Source organism: Wolbachia endosymbiont of Cruorifilaria tuberocauda, from assembly GCF_013365475.1.
GTDB lineage: Bacteria > Pseudomonadota > Alphaproteobacteria > Rickettsiales > Anaplasmataceae > Wolbachia.
The window spans coordinates 324,526-344,776 of record NZ_CP046579.1; the positions used below are offsets into that span (position 1 = coordinate 324,526).

Annotated in this window: 12 protein-coding genes, 3 tRNA genes and 1 pseudogene; 8 read left to right on the forward strand and 8 right to left on the reverse strand. The window is 30.8% G+C overall.

Translation table 11 applies throughout. The annotated features are described in order from the left end of the window. Positions 1–38: 38 nt before the first annotated feature. Positions 39–111 (reverse strand) — tRNA-Thr (locus GOY13_RS01190). A gap of 13 nt (positions 112–124) precedes the next feature. On the opposite strand from GOY13_RS01190, the gene GOY13_RS03525 reads away from it, so the two are divergent. Together GOY13_RS03525 and pdxH are read left to right on the forward strand one after the other, a co-directional pair. Next, on the forward strand, positions 125–250 hold the full coding sequence (locus GOY13_RS03525) for a hypothetical protein (protein ID WP_256359446.1): 126 nt from the start codon (positions 125–127) through the stop codon (positions 248–250). A gap of 667 nt (positions 251–917) precedes the next feature. Continuing rightward, on the forward strand, positions 918–1,511 hold the full coding sequence (gene pdxH / locus GOY13_RS01195; RefSeq protein ID WP_175814026.1) for a pyridoxamine 5'-phosphate oxidase: 594 nt from the start codon (positions 918–920) through the stop codon (positions 1,509–1,511). A 390-nt stretch (positions 1,512–1,901) separates the two neighbouring features. Here the strand turns inward: pdxH and GOY13_RS01200 are convergent. Next, positions 1,902–1,975: transfer RNA gene (locus GOY13_RS01200), tRNA-Met, on the reverse strand. Between the two features lie 2,430 nt (positions 1,976–4,405). Between GOY13_RS01200 and GOY13_RS01205 the strand changes: the two genes are divergently transcribed. Further along, positions 4,406–5,179 carry a TrbG/VirB9 family P-type conjugative transfer protein gene (locus GOY13_RS01205; protein ID WP_175814416.1) on the forward strand — a complete coding sequence of 258 codons (774 nt, stop codon included), beginning with the start codon at positions 4,406–4,408 and terminating at the stop codon, positions 5,177–5,179. A gap of 151 nt (positions 5,180–5,330) precedes the next feature. Here GOY13_RS01205 and GOY13_RS01210 read toward each other — a convergent pair whose 3' ends face one another. From GOY13_RS01210 to GOY13_RS01230, 5 genes are all read right to left on the reverse strand, one after another. Further along, on the reverse strand, positions 5,331–6,503 hold the full coding sequence (locus tag GOY13_RS01210; protein WP_175814027.1) for an NADH-quinone oxidoreductase subunit D: 1,173 nt from the start codon (positions 6,501–6,503) through the stop codon (positions 5,331–5,333). Between the two features lie 726 nt (positions 6,504–7,229). After that, entirely contained in the window at positions 7,230–8,015 is a 786-nt protein-coding gene (gene lgt / locus GOY13_RS01215) for a prolipoprotein diacylglyceryl transferase (protein ID WP_175814028.1), read from the reverse strand. Further along, entirely contained in the window at positions 8,006–8,470 is a 465-nt protein-coding gene (gene smpB / locus GOY13_RS01220) for an SsrA-binding protein SmpB (RefSeq protein ID WP_175814029.1), read from the reverse strand. Before smpB ends, lgt begins: the two co-directional genes overlap by 10 nt. A 125-nt stretch (positions 8,471–8,595) precedes the next feature. Further along, on the reverse strand, positions 8,596–9,186 hold the full coding sequence (locus GOY13_RS01225; RefSeq protein ID WP_175814030.1) for a CvpA family protein: 591 nt from the start codon (positions 9,184–9,186) through the stop codon (positions 8,596–8,598). A 51-nt stretch (positions 9,187–9,237) separates the two neighbouring features. Beyond that, positions 9,238–9,834 carry a riboflavin synthase gene (locus tag GOY13_RS01230; RefSeq protein ID WP_175814031.1) on the reverse strand — a complete coding sequence of 199 codons (597 nt, stop codon included), beginning with the start codon at positions 9,832–9,834 and terminating at the stop codon, positions 9,238–9,240. Positions 9,835–11,310: 1,476 nt separating this feature from the next. On the opposite strand from GOY13_RS01230, the gene pheS reads away from it, so the two are divergent. The 4 genes and pseudogenes from pheS to pth all read left to right on the forward strand — a co-directional run bounded on the left by pheS (position 11,311) and on the right by pth (position 15,550). Then, entirely contained in the window at positions 11,311–12,354 is a 1,044-nt protein-coding gene (gene pheS, locus GOY13_RS01235; protein ID WP_175814417.1) for a phenylalanine--tRNA ligase subunit alpha, read from the forward strand. Beyond that, positions 12,355–13,617: an NTP transferase domain-containing protein gene (locus GOY13_RS01240; protein ID WP_175814032.1), complete on the forward strand. Its 1,263-nt coding sequence runs from the start codon at positions 12,355–12,357 to the stop codon at positions 13,615–13,617. Between the two features lie 774 nt (positions 13,618–14,391). Then, positions 14,392–15,003, forward strand: a complete 612-nt coding sequence (locus GOY13_RS01245; protein ID WP_175814033.1) for a 50S ribosomal protein L25/general stress protein Ctc — start codon at positions 14,392–14,394, stop codon at positions 15,001–15,003. Continuing rightward, positions 15,003–15,550: pseudogene (gene pth, locus GOY13_RS01250) on the forward strand (aminoacyl-tRNA hydrolase). The gene GOY13_RS01245 and the pseudogene pth overlap by 1 nt, the downstream one beginning before the upstream one ends. Positions 15,551–15,664: 114 nt before the next feature. On the opposite strand, the gene GOY13_RS01255 reads toward pth, so the two are convergent. Then, a tRNA-His gene (locus GOY13_RS01255) sits at positions 15,665–15,740 on the reverse strand. Positions 15,741–17,695: 1,955 nt separating this feature from the next. Here GOY13_RS01255 and GOY13_RS01260 point away from each other — a divergent pair. Continuing rightward, positions 17,696–20,248: an AsmA family protein gene (locus GOY13_RS01260; protein ID WP_175814035.1), complete on the forward strand. Its 2,553-nt coding sequence runs from the start codon at positions 17,696–17,698 to the stop codon at positions 20,246–20,248. Positions 20,249–20,251: the final 3 nt, after the last annotated feature.

Here is a 20,251-nt window from a genome sequence, read left to right on the forward strand (position 1 = left end):
TTCTGATAAGGTATGCAGCACTACAGATATAGTAAGTGTGCCGCTACCAAGACTCGAACTTGGGGCTCCGTCATTACCAATGACGTGCTCTACCATCTGAGCTATAACGGCATAGTTTATATATATGGATAACATAAAGAAGAATAAGGATAAAGAAGAAAGGAAAAGAAGATTAGCGAGAGCTTTAAAGCAGAATATTATGAGAAGAAAAAAGCAAAGACAGGTTAGACAAAGTAGATCCCTTTCATAATTTATTTATGGTAAAAAACTCTGTAGAATTCCTAGGTATGTTTGGTAAGTTTTAACGATGAAGTTACTAATATAAACTCAAGTTTTGATGGAGATGTTATTCTAGCCTTGTAAAGGTAGAAATAGTCTATAACTTTTTGCTTAGTGAGACAAAAAGCAAGCAGATAAACCTGGTTAATAATTGAAGCAGCGTGTATAAAGTCAAAAAAGATGTTGATAATATGCTGGACAGATGCATAAGAAGTATTAAGGTTAGAGGTAAGTATATAATTTGGTATGTTGGAAGTCTCATATATACTGAAGATAGTCAAATGAAGAGCAAACATGATCATGTGGCATTTTTATTTTTCGGAAATACTTCAGTCATTTTTAATAATCTAAGAAGATTCGGGTAGTTATTATATCACAACTTAGGCTAGCAGGGTTAAGTATAAAAAGTATGTGAAAGATTTGCAATAAGTAAAAAGACACAGTAAACAATACAATTACTGCTAAAAATTTAATGTAAGGAATATGTAGCACATTGATCTATATGTTGTTTAGAGTTTCATATATATGATGAGTTTCAAAAATCTTACGAAGAGTATTAACAATATAACACTTATAAGCTAAGATAGCTATAGTTCTTATTTTTGTAAGTATTCCAGGGCTAAGTTTCATTTTTAGATATGACATTCCTACCTGAGAAAGATCCAATTAACTTGTTTACGAAGTGGTATCAAGCAGTACTTAATTCTTCATGTAAAGAGCCAACTGCAATGACTCTCGCAACTTGCAGTAAAGACTGTGTTCCATCTGCAAGAGTGGTATTGCTAAAGGAGTATGGCAAAAAAGGCTTTGTATTCTTTACTAATGTAAATAGCAGAAAGGGAGAAGAATTGACAGAGAATCCTAAGGCTGCATTAGCATTTTACTGGATGGAATTTTCTAGACAGGTCAGGATTGAAGGAGATGCTAAGCTTTTAGATAGCAAGCAATCTGATAAATATTTTTCTTCCAGAGCGCGTGATAGTCAGATTAGTGCATGGTGCTCAAAACAATCGAGTGTTTTGAAAAATTGGCAAGACTTTAAACAAGCTATTGAAGTGAAGGAGAAAGAATTTAATAATGTACAAGTTCCTTGTCCTATTTTTTGGGTAGGGTTCTATGTGACTCCAAAAATAATTGAATTTTGGCAAGAAGGTAAGTATAGGAGGCATACTAGGTTTAGGTATACTCTTATCACAGGCAACAATTGGAAAATAGAACAACTATATCCTTAAACATGGACACATTGTATGAGCGCTGTGATTTAATAATGACTCTCACTAGAAAATGTGAAAGATTAACTATAACGCGCTATTTTTGAAAATCTGTACAGCTTAATAATATAGAGTAATAGAAACATCTTATCTAAAATTGCCTTACCCCTTTTTTTGAGAAGAAGGGTAAAATTGTGAGTATAACATAATTATTTACTTTTTTAGTTATGATTTATTGATATATCTTGTTGAAAAAGATCGTAGTTAGTGCTGACTGTATTACTATATCTTAAAATCACTATGCTATTTCAAATATTATATAAAAATAACAACTGCAGATTTTAATTCTCTATTGCAGAAAAGTTAGATTAATTGAGTAGACACAATGATCTTTATAACATAAATATAAGGTTGCGGAGGTAGGATTTGAACCTACGACCTTCAGGTTATGAGCCTGACGAGCTACCGAGCTGCTCCACCCCGCGTCATTATTTAGTTATTATATGTATAATAACAGAAAGTAAAAGGATAAAATTTTCTATGATGTATGTTTTATACGCTGATTAACTTTTCCTGGCATGGATCATAGCTGTATTTTCAATAAGATACTGATAAAATACAGTTTGATACTAGAATTTTTCTGTGTCATTTCAGGAACCTTAACTTATTTATCCTTATGTTCCTACCGGATTAGCATTTTATTATATCTCTTCTCGTTCTATTCCTACTACTCTAGCTTGGCACAATATTGTACTAGATACAAGATATTGTATGTCACTTTAATTGTATTACTCGTAGGGTATTGTGATAAAGTTAATTGATGATTCAATTAAGAAGATTCACTATCTAGTTTGTAACAGTAGAGCTGTTAAATACGATAACCTAATAATCTATGACGTGTATTTAATTTAAATAATGGTAAATACATAAATAGAGGTTAATGAAGTGTACTCAAGTCTACTTTAATACAAGTCTTGAAAGCTTGGTTTGATAGTGTAAAATAAATGTATAATTAGTAAGTAATAGGTGAGGAAGTCTAACTGAGATACTTTAAAGTACATTTTCAAATTAAGCAGATCCCAATATAACTAAGTGGTAGTATTATTAGTTATCTTCCTAAGACTTAAGTATATACAGAGAAATACTCATAACACTTTTCGGTAGTTATGGTACGCTTAGCTTTAACTTCCAGCTTATATTACTATAGTAATAATAAACTTTAATAGCTTAAGTTATATTGTAGATGTTTTTAATTCAAAATTACGAAAATTTGTCGCTTTTTAAACAATTCTATTAGCCTATCTTGCTATAATAGGTCATATTAACAAGATAAAACCAGAAGTTCAGATTGTTCCAGTAAAATAGGTTTAAGATTATAAATAAGAAAAAAGTGATGGAATGAGTAAGATTGCTCCTAGGTCTGTACTGAGAAATTCTGTTTTGCATATGTTTGAAATTTTAAAAGCAAACCTGCTAGTATTAGCTCTAAAAGCGGTGATAGCATTACTAATCTTCTAGAAGAGTAAAGGAGTATGATTGAAAATGAGGATCCTTAAATAAGATGAAAAGTAAAGTACTTGCAAAAGATGCTTTGTTTTAAAAAGCTATCTGAAAAAATAAGGAGAAGAAAAAATCGATGGTTAAATAAAGTAAGGTTTTTCATTCTTGGTTAGAAGACTATTAAGCTGAAAAGAGAAGGCAACAAAAAATTTAAGAAATATGAAAGACATTGATACTAGATTAGTAACTTATTGAAGAGATACCTAGGTAACCTGTTGTGCTAGAAAATAAGGTAATTTCTCTAATACAAGAATTGATTTAATAGGTCCTAGTATCTACTAGGCTTGCTGTGGTTCATGCAAGTTAATCATCATCAATATGAACTAAATGTTTCAATGATAAGAAAGAGCAAAATTATATATGATATAATCGAAAAATGCTATGTTACGCAATAAAGTTCAGAGACTAATGCCGGGAAGAGCTAAACTCAATGTACCTTTAGTTAACGAACATTACATAGTAAAGCTAGGAGAGATATAGAGTACATCTAGTTCAATTAGCACGTTTATCTTAGTTAAAGTTAACTTAGCGTAAAGCTGAATATTGTTCTATGAGATATATCATATTATTATTCTCAGTATTCAGTAAGTACAGTGGATTAATTTTTTGTCAGTATAATAATCAAGTAAATCATTCTTTTGAATATAATCATTGCATACCTTCGTAATGGTTCTTTACTTATATAAAACAGCTAGCTGGTACACCTAAAATTTGATAGGTACTAATGAAGCTAATAATAGCTGCAAAATAATGAGAAAGTTTATAGTTTTTTTCTAAGGTTGCTTTAATAGTAGATTAAAGTTGTGAAATTTTGCAGTGATTTTATTGGTATTGTCTTCTGATCTATAACTAGAGTAACTAATATTACTTCCATACATGGTAATAATAAAGAAACGGTATTGGTTTAAGAACAACTTGAGAATGATATTACTCTACCAAGAGCAGAGAATTAGGATAAGAAAAACTAGTCAAGTTCATTCTATAGAATAGATAAAATAATATACCAAATCTGAGCACATATGTTCAAGTAAAACACTACATTGTTAGTAATTAAATTTAATGAGGAAAAAATAAAGTAAGAGTGCAAGTATACTAAAAATTCTGATTTTATTCATGCCTTTAGTAGATAAGCATGTATATAAGCTAGTATTATATAATATAATCTAAAAAGCAAAGAATATGCAGAATTTAATCCTGCACTATCAAAATATATAAGACTCTAATCTGCAAGCTTGAAAGAGAGTAGGTTATGCAATTTGATTAGAATGGCATAAAATGCCATGTAAGATAATATACCTTGACAGTGCAGTTAAGTTTACTTAATGAATAAAATAATGGTTGCATGCATAGATATTATGGTTAGTTTATTTTTAACAGTGCTACTACTTTTTTGTAGTGGTGACCTACTTGCAAAGCAGGAACCACGTTCGATAGCTGCAAACAATCACATAAAAGTAATAAATTATAACCCACAGGCTATACATAAATATACAGGTTTCTATGGTTATCAGTCCAGTATATTGTTTGAGCAAGGTGAAGTAATATATAATCTTTCAATGGGAGATCCAACTGGTTGGCAGATTGTTCCTCAGGATAACAGGTTATTCATTAAGCCTATAGATGATATAGCTGATACTAATGCGACCATTATTACTAATAAAAGAGTTTATTACTTTGAATTTCATGCCGAGGAAGCAACTGGGTTGGATGATCCAAGATTAGCGTATGAAGTGAGGTTTCTTTATCCGCTATTTAATAATGATGAAGTCTATGCGACCAATAATGGTGATATCCTTGAGCAAGCTAGTTCTGTTGCTATTCCTGATATGAATGATATTGAAGTTGTAAAAAAAGGCTTAAATTTTGATTATTTTATCTCACATATTAAGGGTAGTGAGTCAATAGTACCAAATAAAGTCTTTGATGATGGGAAATTCACATATCTCCAGTTTAATAAGATAAGTTCTAATTTCCCAGCTATCTTTATAGTTGATTCTGCAGGGTATGAATCTTTGGTGAACTTTCGTACAGTTAATGATTATCTTATAATTGAAAGAGTAGGCTCTGTATTTACTTTAAGAAACGGGTCAAGCACAGTTTGCATATTTAATGAAGGCATACCTTTTTAAGAATTAGAGTAGTTACATAAACTGCAATTCAAAGGCTATAGCACTGATAAAAATCAGTGCAGTTTTCTACCTGTTAGTAAAGTAATACAAAACAACAAAGCTATAAAGTTGATGTAAAAGATCTGCCTATCTTTAGTGACTACAACTAAAACTACCTATCGATTTCACCAAAAACTATATCTAGTGAACCAATGATTGCTGCAACATCAGAAAGCATATGCCCCTTTGCCATAAAGCTTAAGGCTTGTAAATGTGCAAAGCCAGGTGCTCTTATTCGGCACCTATATGGTTTATTGGTACCATTTGAAACTATATATACTCCAAATTCACCTTTTGGTGCTTCAACAGCTGCATAAGCCTCACCTTCTGGTACATGGTAACCCTCTGAATAAAGCTTAAAATGGTGGATGAGAGCTTCCATAGACTTTTTCATCTCTGCTCTTGGTGGTGGAGAAATTTTTCTATCTTCAGTTTTTACTGGACCATTAGGCATTCTTTCTATACACTGCTTTACCAAGCCAATAGACTGCCTAATCTCTTCCATCCTTACTAGATAACGGTCATAACAGTCACCGTTTTGCCCAACAGGTATGTCAAAATCTAATTGATCATATATCTCATATGGCTGGCTTTTTCTCAAATCCCAAGCAAGTCCAGAGGCACGTAACATTGGACCGCTAAAGCCCCAGTCAAGAACCTGTTTGGTTGACATTTCACTGATTCCTACAGTACGTTGTTTCCATATTCTATTTTCTGTTAAGAGCTCATCAACATCATCTATATACTTTGGAAATTGCTCTATGAACTTTGCAATATCCTCAATCAGGCCATCTGGAACGTCTGCTGCAACTCCACCTGGTCTGATATAAGCTGCATGAAATCTTGCACCTGAAGCTCTTTCATAAAATTCAAGTATCTTTTCTCTTTCCTCAAAAAGCCATAAAAGAGGAGTTATTGCACCAACGTCAAGTGCTTGAGAGGAAATATTGAGTAGATGGTTAAGTATTCTTGTCAATTCGCAAAACAGAACACGTAAATATTTTGCTCTGATTGGAATTTTACATTGTAGTAATTTCTCTACGCATAGAGAATATGCATGTTCTTGTGACATTGGTGATACGTAATCAAGACGATCGAAATAAGGCAAGGCTTGAAGGTATGTTTTGTGTTCTATTAATTTTTCAGTACCACGGTGTAAAAGACCAATATGTGGATCAGCTCTTTCGATCACTTCACCATCCATTTCTAAAACAAGACGTAGAACTCCGTGTGCAGCTGGGTGTTGAGGTCCAAAATTTAACATCATTGTCTTTAAATCAGGCATATACAGTAATTTGAGATATTGAAGTTATTAATAAGTGTATTAAAAGTAAATAAATCTCTCACATGATAATTTAACAGCACACTAAATATAATCAGAAATAGGTGAAATCACTTGATAAATTTTGCAAATGACCTTTATTATAACTAATAAGTATTCATTATCTTCAATCTGTGCAAGTGAAATAATAAATTTATTGCGCAATTTGTTTCTTGTGTTTAGTTTTGTGCTATGTATGCTTCATATTTTTATAAATTTTACTTAGAATTCTAGGTTTCATTTTAATAGCTTAACTTTTGTATTAGCCATGTAGCATAAACCATAACATAAATTTCTACTCTCGTACTTTTGTTTTTTACATTTGGACTAACTCTAGTCCTAACTTTTTGATTATTAGTCTACCGCCAATTCATTCTATATTAGAATTTTGTTCGTTTGGCTTCATCGAACCTTACTTTGTTTTGCACTGTCCAATGACAGACATACTAAAAGCAGGCATAGTTTATTTTATGAATATAGTTTGTATAACTGATCAAGCCAAGGCTGATTTCTATAGCTAACTAAAATATTTTCTTATTCCTTTATACATGAAAGTTTTATATGAGTCTCTCAGAAAATTTATTATCTTTATAATTATTAGAGATTATTATTGGTTTAGTAATACTTTTTTTTAAAGCAAGATACAACTTCGTATTAGTAACATTTCTTTTGGATTAAAAATTACCTTTTCTAACTATTTGAATTGAACTTCAGATTTAATGCACTCAAAAATAAAGTTGTCCCTAATAAGATCATGGGTACAGACAGTAACTGTCCCATAGTTAAACCAAACCATAAGTAGCCAATTTGACAATCTGGTTCTCGGAAAAACTCGACTACGAAGCGTGCTATTCCATACCATATAACTGCAATGCTTGTTAACGCACCATGGTATATTTTTATTTTAGTCAAGAAAAATAGTAGGTTTATAGCTGTGAAAAGCAGTAGCCCCTCAAAAAATGCCTCATAAAGTTGACTTGGATGACGAAGCAAATTATCACTATTTTCTGAAAATGCAATTCCCCACGGTATTGTTGTAACTCTGCCAAATAACTCCCCATTTATGAGATTGCCTATGCGACCTAAAAATAAACCTACAGGGACGCCGCAGGAAATTAGATCTAGTGTATAAAATATGGGCATTTTATGCCTTTTACATGAAATTGTTACTGCAATAAGCACTCCTACAGCTCCACCGTGAAATGACATGCCACCTTGCCAGGTTTTTAATATCTCGATGGGGTTGCTTATATGATAAGATAAATCATATATCAACACATAGCCAAGCCTACCTCCAAGCATGAGGCCTACAATAGTAGATGTTAGTAATGAGTCGTAAAAGTTCTTAGTAAATACCTTTTTGTTGTCTAGCTCATGCAAATACCAGTATGTGAATACTATACCTAAAACATATGCTAAAGAATACCAATATATAGAAACAGGGCCTATTTTAAAAATTACTGGACTTAAAGGCATATTTTGCTAAAATTATTTTTAGATAACCTGCTTTTTTCTCGGTTCCATTCTCTCTGTTTTATGGTTAATCTCTTATCATAGAGTTTTTTCCCTTTCACAATAGCAATCCTAGCTTTTGCTAATCCTTCATCATTAAAATAAATTGAAAGTGGCACGACAGTTGTTCCAGAAGTCTTAATCTGGCTGATTAATTTATTTATCTCTTTTTTATGTAGAAGAAGTTTACGTTCTCTTTTTGGCTTATGATTTTTCCGAGTCGCAGATTTATATTCTGCAATATGCATGTTATGCAACCATACTTCACCATTTTTTTCAATAATGTAAGCGTCAGAAACGTTTGCTTTTCTTTCCCTTAAAGATTTAACTTCACTACTTAACAAAACTATGCCTGCTTCAAATTCTTCCAAGATAAAATATTTAAACCTAGCTTTTCTATTCTCTGTAATGACTTCCATATTTGGAAATGTTCTTGCAATCTTTAATATGTTACAAGTTTTTTATCTTTGATCATAATAAAATACTAAACAATATAAGTTATTTATGCCCTAAAAGGATTGCTGCTAAATAAATTGACCAATTGTTACTTTCCTTTTTTATTTTTATTACAACAAGGTTTTTCTTGATCAATCATTTCTTCCCCAACTTCTTTAATTTTTAGTATTAACGACTCTGGTACATATATATTAACTATGTTTTCTATTGTTACAAATAAAACCTGATAAGAGTGTGAGCCTGTTATCCAATCAGGTAATATTTCTTCTATTTTAGATAGTTCCTCTTTTTTGTCATGCGCTACGTAGCAGTATAAGTATAAGATTAGGAATAACATATGAGAAAGTAGTATTCCTTTGAGTATTCCAATACAGACTCCAGTAACTCTATCAACTAACCCTAACCTTATAGGTGATAATATATACATCAGCCAGTTATTCATTAACATGAATATGAAATTAAGCACAACAAACACAGAAATTGTAGAAAATATATTTTGAGTAGCTTCAGAATCAAAATATTTACTGTAATTTATAGTGAAAAAATCGTAATGGTTAACTGTTAGAAAAACAGATGAGCACAAAAACATTAACGCAAATAGCTCTTTTATGAAGCCTCTAGTTACTGAGATTATTGCACATATAACAATAATGAAGATAATGATGCAGTCAAAAAGCATACTATACATCTGTAGTTCCTAAATATAATATTATATAATGAAGTTGTAAAATTAGTTATATTTATGCTGTGTCAGTCTATCTAAATAACGAGCAATTATATCAACTTCTAAATTTAGAAGATCATTTACTTTATTAAACTGAAAAGTTGTGTTTTCCCATGTATAGAGAATGATGTTTACTGTAAACTCTTGATTAGTGATTGAGTTTACTGTTAAGGAAACTCCATCTAGCGTCACAGATCCCTTCTTTGCAACAAATTTGATTAATTCTTTAGGGCAGAATAACTTGATTTCATGGGAACCAAAATTTTGATTAATTGCTAAAATTTGCACTGTTTCATCTACATGACCTTGGACTAAGTGACCATCGATTCTATCACTTAATCTCATTGCTTGCTCTAAGTTTATTTTTTTTCCTATTTTCCATGTGTTTAGATTGGAAATTTTCATAGTTTCTTGAGAGGCTCTAACTATGAATGTATCATTTATTATGTCAACAGCAGTTAAACACACACCAGAACAGGCTATTGAGTCTCCCTCATGTATGGGAAGTAAATTTTGCGCCTTAATATAGAAAATTTGATCAGAATTAGAACAAGTAGTAGAACCAATTATATCTCCGATATCTGTAATGACCCCTGTAAACATATAAAGAAAACAAAGCTATTTTATCATATTAAAATTCTTTAAGGCAACTTGTTTCTGTTCTCCCAAATGGGGAAGGAGGCTTATTTTGATTTCTGTTTAGAAAATTCTTCCTAGTATTTTTGGCACAAAAATAAGCTAAATTCAAGATATATAGATAGAGGACAATATCAAAAATATACGAAGTAAGCTCTTTCCCATGGAATATGACCTTAACACCAGTCTGCAATCAGTGTTGTCTGGTGAGGATTTATTCAGGTTATGGATTATTCGTGACCTTCTTTATGCAGAACTTTCATTTCTAGGTTGTAAAAAGTTATCGTATATGAATACCTAAAACTGGCTTGAGTGATTGCTTTCTTATATACGTTTACTTTTAGATATTCTTTCGTGGGAAAATTTACCGGTTAGCTATAGTATTTCTGATGTTACTTATATTTCATATAATTATTTATTTTAAGAACAAATAGTATAAAAAGCTAAATTAAAATCATTATAAAATATTCCTTAATTTGATACTCACTGCTATTTCAATAAAATAGCTCATCAAAATTTCCCTTATACTCAAATAGAGTAACTATTATAGCTAAGTTAGCATTAATTTAAACTTATTTTATTAGTAGATTATTTTCTTCTTTTGCTAATTCTTCTCTATATCTGACCAGCTTTTTTCTCTATACTTAAAAACATACCCTGTATGGCCTGATATTTGGTTATTTTTTTGCATGTTCTTAGTATTGCGTGATATCCAGTCTTTTTGTTTTTTAGGAAACTTGGTAAGTAAAAAAAGACCTAGAAGGAAGTATTTCACACATTGTTGACAATTGCTATAAAATTGCCATGTGAGTGTAATCTGCTAGGTTATAGCAAAAGGAGGCTTTGACTGATCCGACTTATTTATCTTGCATTATTTTTATTTATTATTTAGGATTCTTAGATTTTCTAATGTTTTTTCCTTAATTTGGAGAAGTTCGATCTTGTAGCTGAGGTTAATTTTTAGTATTTACTTATATGTGATTGCTAATTAATTTTCTGTGATTTGATAGTAATCATTATGTGATTTACTACTTTTTTGATACTCTTAACTAGCTATTAGCATAAAATTTTGCTTAAAATGTTATTATACTTTTGTTTGACACTTCCATCTTCTAGTCCTTAGTGTTTTTTTTTAAGCTTAAAGTAAAACTATTATATTCTTTGTAAGCCTCTGAGTAGAGGATACTGATTTCCATCATTGAAGATATTTTTTATGTCTTTATATTTTCCTTTGTTTCTTAAAGAGCTTGCCAAATCATATATTTTATATTCTTCTTTAGTTTTAATGCTGCTGCATATAGTTAATATGGTGTGTTCTCAGTATAAAATTAGATAAATGAAGTGTAATTAATCAACTAGCTAGTAATTTGGGAAGTAATTTCTTGAGTTGTTGATGCTATGTAAAGTTTTGCTATAATGAAAATTTCAATTAGCATTTCTGGAATGAATGAAGATCTACTAAATGAAATACCCTTGCTTGAGAATAAAGCTATATCTGAAATTGAACATGCTTCTTCCTTGAAAGATTTAGAAAAAGTTAGGCTATTGTATTTAGGGAAAAAAGGTGTGATTAAAGCGTATTTTAGTGATTTAAAAAAAATGCGAAACGCAGGAAAGAAGCGTAATTTGAGCATGGTCATCAATTTATTACGCAATAAGTTAGATCAGCTTATAATTAATAGGAAAAGTGTGCTAAAAGCCAGGGAAGTTGACTTTGAATTGCGAAGTGATACAGTTGATGTCACGTTACCTATTAGGCCAGAAAAAATTGGCAAAGTTCATCCACTTAGTAAAATTATAAATGAAGTAAAGTGCATCTTTGCAGATATAGGATTCAAAGCAGTAGATGGTCCAGAAATTGAGGATGAATTTTATGTATTTGATGCACTGAATACTCCAAATTATCATCCTGCACGTGAAGAACAAGATACTTTCTACTTGAAGAACAAAATAGATAACAAAAGGATGTTACTACGTACCCATACCTCATCTGTGCAGATCAGAATCATGGAGAAGGCAAAGACTTTCCCAATTAAGGTAGTAGCTGCAGGCAGGGTATACAGAAATGACTTTGATGCAACTCACACTCCTATGTTCCATCAAATGGAAGGACTTTATGTAAATGAAAATACCAATATGGGTCAGCTGAAATTTACTATTCACTACTTTCTTAGTAGATTTTTTGGCGATGAAGAACTAAAGATACGTTTTCGTAACAGTTTTTTCCCTTTTACTGAGCCCTCTGTAGAGGTAGATGTAAGTTATAAGAATAGTAGATGGATTGAAGTACTTGGGTGTGGTCTAGTGCATCCAAATGTCTTTCAAAATGTTGGAATAGATTATACTAAATACAATGGTTTCGCATTTGGCGTTGGTATAGAAAGGCTTGCAATGCTAAAATATCAAATAGGTGACTTGAGGCACTTTTATGCTAATAGAATCAGCTGGCTCAACCACTATGGGTTTCATTTTTTATCTTTAATGTAAGTGAAAAATAGAGCTTGTGTATTTATTATACTTGCTGCTGGGTATGGTAAGCGTATGAATTCATGCTTACCTAAAGTACTGCATGAAATAGGTAATTTTTCTATGCTTAGGCATGTCATTTGTAATGCGAAAAAGTTAAGTCCTACAAATATAGCTGTTGTGATTGATTTTCCCTTAGTTGAAAGATTAGGTTATCTTGAGAATATACAGTTAATTATACAAGAATCAACCCTTGGTACAGGAGATGCAGTAAAAACTGCAATGAAAAGCCTAAATGGGCTATCAGATTCAAGTATAGTTGTAATCCAATATGGAGATACTCCGCTTATAAAAAGTAGCACGATAACTAAAATGCTTAGTTTCTTAGAAGGAAAGACTCTTGTTTGTCTTGGTTTTAAAACTAGTGGCAATGGATATGGTAGGTTAGTTATTGAGAATAATCTTCTAAGGGGAATCATAGAAGCCCAAAATAGGGAGGATAGCAATGAAGAATTTCTTGCAAATGCTGGAATAATGGTTGCACAAGCAAAAGATTTGCGTAGCTTGGTGGAAAAAATAGAGTGCAATAAATTAACTCATGAGTATTACTTGACTGACATAGTTTCCATTGCAATAAAGAGCAATTTAGATGTAGGTTATGTTACTACTGAAGAGGAAGAGGCAATTGGTATAAATGATAGGAGTGATCTTATAAAAGCTGAGTTTTACTTTCAGGAGAGTCAAAGAAAAATTTTTACTAATTTAGGTGTAACACTTGTTGCTCCGGAGACTGTTTTTTTTTCTTTTGATACAGAGATTGGTATGGATTCGATTATTTATCCATATGTTTTTTTTGGCCCTGGAGTAAAAATAGGATCAGGTACTAGAATAGGTCCATTTACAAAATGTGCATACACATCAATTGGTGATAATGCAGTTGTTGGAAATTTTGTCGAAGTAAAAGTAAGTGATATAGGTAAAAATACTAAAATAAAACACTTAAGCTATATAGGGAATACTAAAATAGGAACTGGAAGTAATATAGGTGCTGGTGCTGTTATTTGTAATTTTGATGGAAAAAAGAAACATGAAACGAACATTGGAAGTAATTGTCTTATTGGTGCAAATAGTTCGTTGATTGCGCCACTCAGTGTTCATGATGAATCTATAATTGCAGCAGGTAGCATTATAGTTAAGGATGTGCCAAGAAAAAGGCTTGTGATAACGAAAAGAAAACAAATGATTAAGAAAATAAAGAGTAGCCCTATCAAAGACTCTTCTTAAGTTTCAAGGTGTTACATGGCATGTACACCTTACTTAAAAGATGTTACTTGTTTATAATATTAATTCCTGATCTTCTAGTAGTTTTTGTGCTACTGGTATCTATATTAAGCTTTATATTATGTTTGGCTTCATGTAAATTTGCGAATTAATTAATTTTTCATTTGATGAATGAGGTAAGTTCATTTGTTTTTCCTTTCACTCTTTATTACATACTTGATAAGTACATAGACCTATAAAACTAATTAAAAAAACAATAATATTTGCCGTGATGTAACATGTCAATGTTATTTTTTTGTCAGTTTTCCCACTTTTTCTTGCATGTTGTTTAAGGCGTTCTTGTATAAGTTGTAGCTGTTCAGTACCAGCCTTTTCCTAATATACTAGATGCCTTTTTAAACTGCTCAGATCTTTTGAGCTCCTTCTAGCGCTCCTTTTCCGATTCATTGGATACGAGTAATAAATCATGAAGCAGCTTTGTTGACATCTTTAACTACAGGTAATTGGCATTAAAGTTTTATATTCTCAATGGTTTTATTATTAAAGTAGCTTGTCTCGGAAATAAGGACTTTTTACTAAGGAGTATCATTACATACTCTTCTCATACTTCTATTTTTCATCCTGCTACGAAGTTTCTCTTCTTGATGAAGATATCTTAATAGCATAGTGATGTTACCTGTGCTTTGTAGGCATTTTACATGTATTGTCAGCAATGATAGTTGAAATAAATATTTTTATGTTATACTAATATCCAATCACATTAAAGGAATTGGTTAAATGATACACCAAAAAATGGTAGTAATTAATGCAGAGTTACGTAGTGTAATAAAAGCAAAGGCAATGTGTTCTTTAAGAAAGAAAGGTTATGTACCTGCAGTTATATATGGCAAAGGGCATGATAATATAAACTTGACATTGTCTATGAAAGAATTTATGAAGCAGTATAAATTGGGGTTTCTTTCTGCTCATGTGATAGAATTAAACATTTCAGGCAAAAAAGAATATGCTCTTGTTCGCGATATTCAATGGCATGTGGTAAATGATACTGTTCAACATGTTGATTTTCAATTTATTGATAAAGATGGTGAAGTTAAAATAGATATACCTTTATTATTTACTAATGAAACTAAATCTCCAGGAATCAAATTGGGTGGGATACTTAATATTTTATACCGTTCTATTACTGTTAGAAGCTCTCTAGATAAAATACCTAAAGCTATAGAAGTTGATTTATCCGATAAAATGATTGGTCAGTCTGTACACATAAGTGATATAAAATTGCCAGATGGTGTTAAGCTTGCGGCGCATGATGAGGAAAATTTTACTATTGTTACAATTTCTGCTGTTGATAGTGATATTGAAGAATCTAAAGTAGAAACAGAGGAATAGTGCGTTTGTTAATTGGACTTGGCAATCCAGGTATTAAATACAAGTTAACTTACCATAATATTGGCTTTTTTGTTGTTGATAAAATTTGTAAGTACTGGAATTTTCAGGCGTTTTCTAGGAAAGATGACTGTTTAATAACTTCTGGTATAATTAATGAAGATAAAATTATATTGCTAAAGCCATATTCATTTATGAATAACTCAGGTATTCCTGTTGCAAGGATACGAAACTTTTATAAATTTCCATTAGAAAATATTATTGTTATACATGATGATGCTGACCTAGAATTTGGAAGAGTAAAGATAAAGAAGGGTGGAGGTTCTGCTGGACATAATGGGCTTAAATCTATGGATAGCCTTATTAGTAATAATTATTGGCGCCTAAGGTTTGGAATAGGCAGACCAGACGGTCAAAAAGGTCTAGCAGATTATGTATTGTCTGAATTTCAAAGCCTTGAAAAGGCTACCGTCTTAGCAGAGAAAATAGCGAAAGATATAAACTTAATACTGCAAGAGATAAGACTGCTTTCGTTAGCCTAATTATTTAACATAATATAAATCCTCATTAACTTGGAAATTAGGTAAGCATTCAAATGACCTGAATATATATAAAACATATCTAATGCTTTTGTTTCTATTCTATGAAGTAAAAAACATTTTATTGGGGCGAGCGACCAGGATCGAACTGGCGACATTCAGTACCACAAACTGACACTCTACCAACTGAGCTACACCCGCCAAATTTCTTTACTAAGTAAAAATTTTAAAATCCATAACACATCAACAAAAAAAGTCAATCAGATATTTAAGCAAACTCTTTTACTTCAGACTGTGTTTAAATCCTTATTTATGTTGTATATAAGCTTACATTTAAGTTACTTGTTTAATACCTTTCTTAATATTTTATACTTAAATAAAGCTGAATATGTACTTCTTGATAAATGTTTGATTCCTATTAGTATTTTTTACTTCACAGTTTTAGTATTTGACTTTTGTGCTTAATTATATCATTTATTTCTAATATAAACTTTTACTAAAATCTGCAAGGGAAGGAAATATTGAAGTATTCCTTATACTTCTATGTGTTTTTATTCATTTCCTTGCTGCTTTGGAAGCGATCAGAGAATCAGCTCTATGCCTAACTAAGCTTTTTAAGTTTTACATTTAACGTGTTGATATTGATTTTAACAAAAGTGTTAAACTTATCTATCGTGGTATTATTTCTGCACTGTTCTTCTGTTTAGTTTATTGTTACTTATCTTACTAAGAGCAGTACAAAAAGCCATTTTCAAAAATAATTTAAAAGCTAATAGATAAGTTCTTCTCAAGATATTGAGTTCAGTTGCATTAATACTGGATACAATTCAAGTAATGCTAGTAGGAAAGATACCTTTATTTGGCTTTATAGCTATTTTGAGGCTTCAAGATTAGTGATGAATTATTGATTACTCAGACTACTAGTAACATTCTTAGATATGTTTTACTTTATTTCAATAATTATCCTTTATTATATATTATATTGTTGTATCGCTAAATTTAGTGAATTACTATTTTAATAAAAAGTCGGTTACATTTATTATTTTATATTTTTTAACCATATTTTTATTGTAAGTTCCAATATCTACCTTTGCTTCGACTGAAGCAAGCTTACATTATTGAAAATTTTCAGGAATCATGATTACTTGTATAATTTTCATTCCCAATCAAAGCTTCTTATTGAAGTAATATTTCAAGTAAAACAACATTTCACTTCAATGTAGCTATTGTGCTAGTAATTTAGAGTCCATCCAGATTATTTCCGCCTAAGTAAAGCTACTTATAATCCCTACTAGCTAGAGGGCTACAGCTATTATTAATATTATTTTGTGCATATAAGTTAAAATTATCTTTTTTATTGTAAAGTTAGTAATAAATTTGGCTCTCTTAAAGAGAGAGATGCTAGGAGTTGTCAACAATTATGTAGCTTAGCAAGTACGTAGTTACTAGATACACTATCTTAGTGCTAATATGCTAAGTTAGCTACTATTAGGAAATAATTGATATTATAATCGATAAAATATTTCTTCATGATTGATCTCAAAACAAGTAGTCGATACTAAAAACATAATCACAGTACAGAATGGAGCTTTTATGCAGAGTTTAAATGCTAATTGCACTAACAGCTCTGCTGCTTTTTTATCTTCACGTGATTTCACTATGCCTTTTTCCTGCGAGAAGCTTAACAATACACGATATAGCAACTGAATCTATATTGGCAATATTCTCTTTGTTTCATACATGCATTTATTATAAACAAAATAAAGTGTTTCTACTTACTTTTCATTCATGGTAAACTGAAATACCAGCTATATTTTTGCTAATCTGCTTAGAATCAATATAGTACTTAGCTTTTTATTTAATGAGTAAGTATCGACATAAAAAGATTGCTGTTATTACTTCTATTTCTACTTGAATAAAATTTATTGGTTAATCATTTTATGATGAAATATATAGAATTAGTATAGGACTATTATTGATTATAAAAATTGTTATTGCAAATTTACTCATGTTGATAGCTTTTTACATTTTAAGTCTCTTATTGATAGAGGTTGTATCTTGTAAAATATTTGTTTGCATTATTTATTCAGTAACTTTAGACGTTGTTATCTATTTTTGTATTCTGATGTCTATGGGTAATTTGAGCGTGTGAAATTATGAGATTTTTCATGTATATAATACCATCAGTTTCTCTGCTACTAACACTTCTACATTTTGCTGCAACCTTTAAAGATTGGGATAGTTATAAGGGAATTATTATACAAAAGTTCGAGGACAAGTATAATGCTAGAATACATATTAGTGGGAAAATTGAGGTTTCACTGATTACTCCAAAGATTATTATTTATAATATGTACATGCAGTGTAACAGCAATGGAAGGGGAAAATTATCAGATTTGATTAGCATAAATAGGGTTGAAGTAAGACCATCTCTTTTGTGGTTATTTTTGTTTTCATTACAACCAAAATCGATTACTTTATTTGGTCTAAAGGGTAGCAAGAGAAACTTTATTAATATTGTGAGTGAAAGAACAAGTAAGGTTGATATAGTGATAAAGGATAGCCAAGTAAATTTAAACAATGACTTTGGTAATTATAGAAGTAATGTCAATATAAAGGAAATTGCCATTAGAAAAAGCGGTAATTTCTCTGGTGAAGTGGATGTAGGTGATAAAAATTATGGTTTTTCAGGAAAAATGAATATTACAAAAAAGAGTGTACGTATTAACACTAAATCAGATTTTGTAAATTTGTTTTTTTTAGGTAATAGGAATCAAAAAGGTCTACATGGCAGATTATTAGTGTCAATCAATAACAGTTCTAATTCTGTAGATTGGTTAGCTAAGATTATTAACCTTAGTTTTCTTGCTTGTATTGTCCCTAGTGAGAATATTAAAATGTCATCTAATGTTAACCTTAATGAAGATGAGTTTACGTTAACTGGATTGAAAATTGATTCTAAAAACATGCAGGCTAGTGGAGCAGTAAGGAACGACAGAAAGAATAATCATACTAAGGTCGATATTAATTTTCGCAAAATTAACTTGGGTTCTATGCAAAACGGTTCGCAAAGAATAATGGGCATGAAAGAAATTCTAGAATGTTTCAAAAGTGTTGTGCCAAGAAACCTGAGTCTAGATTTTAATATAGGAGCTTCAAGTATTCAATACAGAAACAGAATATTAGATAGATTTCACACTGTACTGAAATTTGCTGATGGAGAAATAAAAGTTAGTATGCTTCTTCAATTTCCAGGAACTGATAATATATCTCGTTTATCAGGAAAAGTTTCAAATAATCTTATTATGTCTGAATTTGATGGTAATTTACTAGTAAAGGGAGAGAATTTTGAATCGTTCATTTCATATTTTTTCCCTTCTATCAAGATAAAAAAAGGTGAGAGAGATCAATTTACAATGAGTTCAAGATTACACTTTACACCTAGAATGTTATCTATTTCAGATATTAGATTAATGAATGATAATGATGAAGGATTTTGGCAAGGATCAATTAAAGTACACTATACTAAAAAACATAATGCAATTGATGGTAGGTTTAGTGCGCGAAATCTCAACGTAGATAAATACGACTATTCATTGCTAAGTAGTTTATTAAGAGTGGAATGGTTGAAAAGCCTGAAGTATGATGCAAATATAAAAACCAATGTTAATAATTTTACGTTGAATAATGCAAAAATTGGGTATTTAGGTTTCTTACTGAAGATAGAAAACAGCAGCCTTATTGCAGATAAGATAAGATTATCTGGAGAGGATTTTAATATTACTGGTAATATAAAAATATTAGTGGACAGAAAATATACTAAACCTTTGTTGGATATAAGCATCACTGGTGATAAATTTAATGCAAGTGTTTTGAAGCTACCAAATTTGGTGAAAGTGAGAAAAGATTCAGGAAACAAGATAAATCAAGTTCAATGGTCAAAGAAAAAGTTTGATTTTTTGAGCGATAAAGATGATTTTGATGCAAATGTGCATATTAATGTTACAAAGCTTAAGATTGGGCAGGATATCCTAAAGGACTTTAACTTGGATGCTGTGATAATAAATAACACTATAACTTTTAGAAAAATAAATTATGTACTGGAACATGGAGAAGTGTCTTTTCAGGGTTATTTGAGGTCAAATTCAATGTACATAAAATTTTTTATTGCAGATCTAGATATTAAGAGAATTGGTCAGGCTATTGAAATTGACAATTTGAATGGCAGAGTAAGCTTAAATGGTGAAGTTAAGGCTCAGGGAAAAAGTTTTTATGACTGGGCTAATACATTATCAGGAAAGATCTATTTATTGCAAGCACATGAGATAGAGTTTACTAATGTAGACTTTAACTCTTTTATCGAAAGCTTATTCAGCAGTAAAAATAAATCTGAAGTTTCTACGCTTACTCATATTGGCATATATAATGGTAGTACATTTTTTAGAAATGTTACTGGACAAGCAAGTATTAAAAGTGGTATATGTTCAATTAGTTTACAGTTTAGAATTGATCAAGCTTCAGGGTCTGTTTCTTCTAATTTAGTCTTATATAATTTTAGTTTGATTTCTTTATCAAGGTTCTTCTTTATCCCACCAGGTTATAGTAGTCCAGTCCATATTGATATGCATTTAAATGGTCCTATTTGGTCTCCTAAGATGAGTTTCGATGAAGATCTAATATTTAATACTCTGATTAGTATTAAAAGATAATAG

Bases quoted from the DNA above. Each gene is read 5' to 3' on its own strand.
- GOY13_RS01230 (WP_175814031.1), bottom strand. From the start codon at position 9,834: ATGTTTACAGGGGTCATTACAGATATCGGAGATATAATTGGTTCTACT.
- GOY13_RS01205 (WP_175814416.1), top strand. From the start codon at position 4,406: ATGGTTAGTTTATTTTTAACAGTGCTACTACTTTTTTGTAGTGGTGAC.
- GOY13_RS01245 (WP_175814033.1), top strand. From the start codon at position 14,392: ATGATACACCAAAAAATGGTAGTAATTAATGCAGAGTTACGTAGTGTA.
- smpB (WP_175814029.1), bottom strand. From the start codon at position 8,470: ATGGAAGTCATTACAGAGAATAGAAAAGCTAGGTTTAAATATTTTATC.
- GOY13_RS01260 (WP_175814035.1), top strand. From the start codon at position 17,696: ATGAGATTTTTCATGTATATAATACCATCAGTTTCTCTGCTACTAACA.
- pheS (WP_175814417.1), top strand. From the start codon at position 11,311: ATGAATGAAGATCTACTAAATGAAATACCCTTGCTTGAGAATAAAGCT.
- lgt (WP_175814028.1), bottom strand. From the start codon at position 8,015: ATGCCTTTAAGTCCAGTAATTTTTAAAATAGGCCCTGTTTCTATATAT.
- pdxH (WP_175814026.1), top strand. From the start codon at position 918: ATGACATTCCTACCTGAGAAAGATCCAATTAACTTGTTTACGAAGTGG.
- GOY13_RS01210 (WP_175814027.1), bottom strand. From the start codon at position 6,503: ATGCCTGATTTAAAGACAATGATGTTAAATTTTGGACCTCAACACCCA.
- GOY13_RS01225 (WP_175814030.1), bottom strand. From the start codon at position 9,186: ATGCTTTTTGACTGCATCATTATCTTCATTATTGTTATATGTGCAATA.
- GOY13_RS03525 (WP_256359446.1), top strand. From the start codon at position 125: ATGGATAACATAAAGAAGAATAAGGATAAAGAAGAAAGGAAAAGAAGA.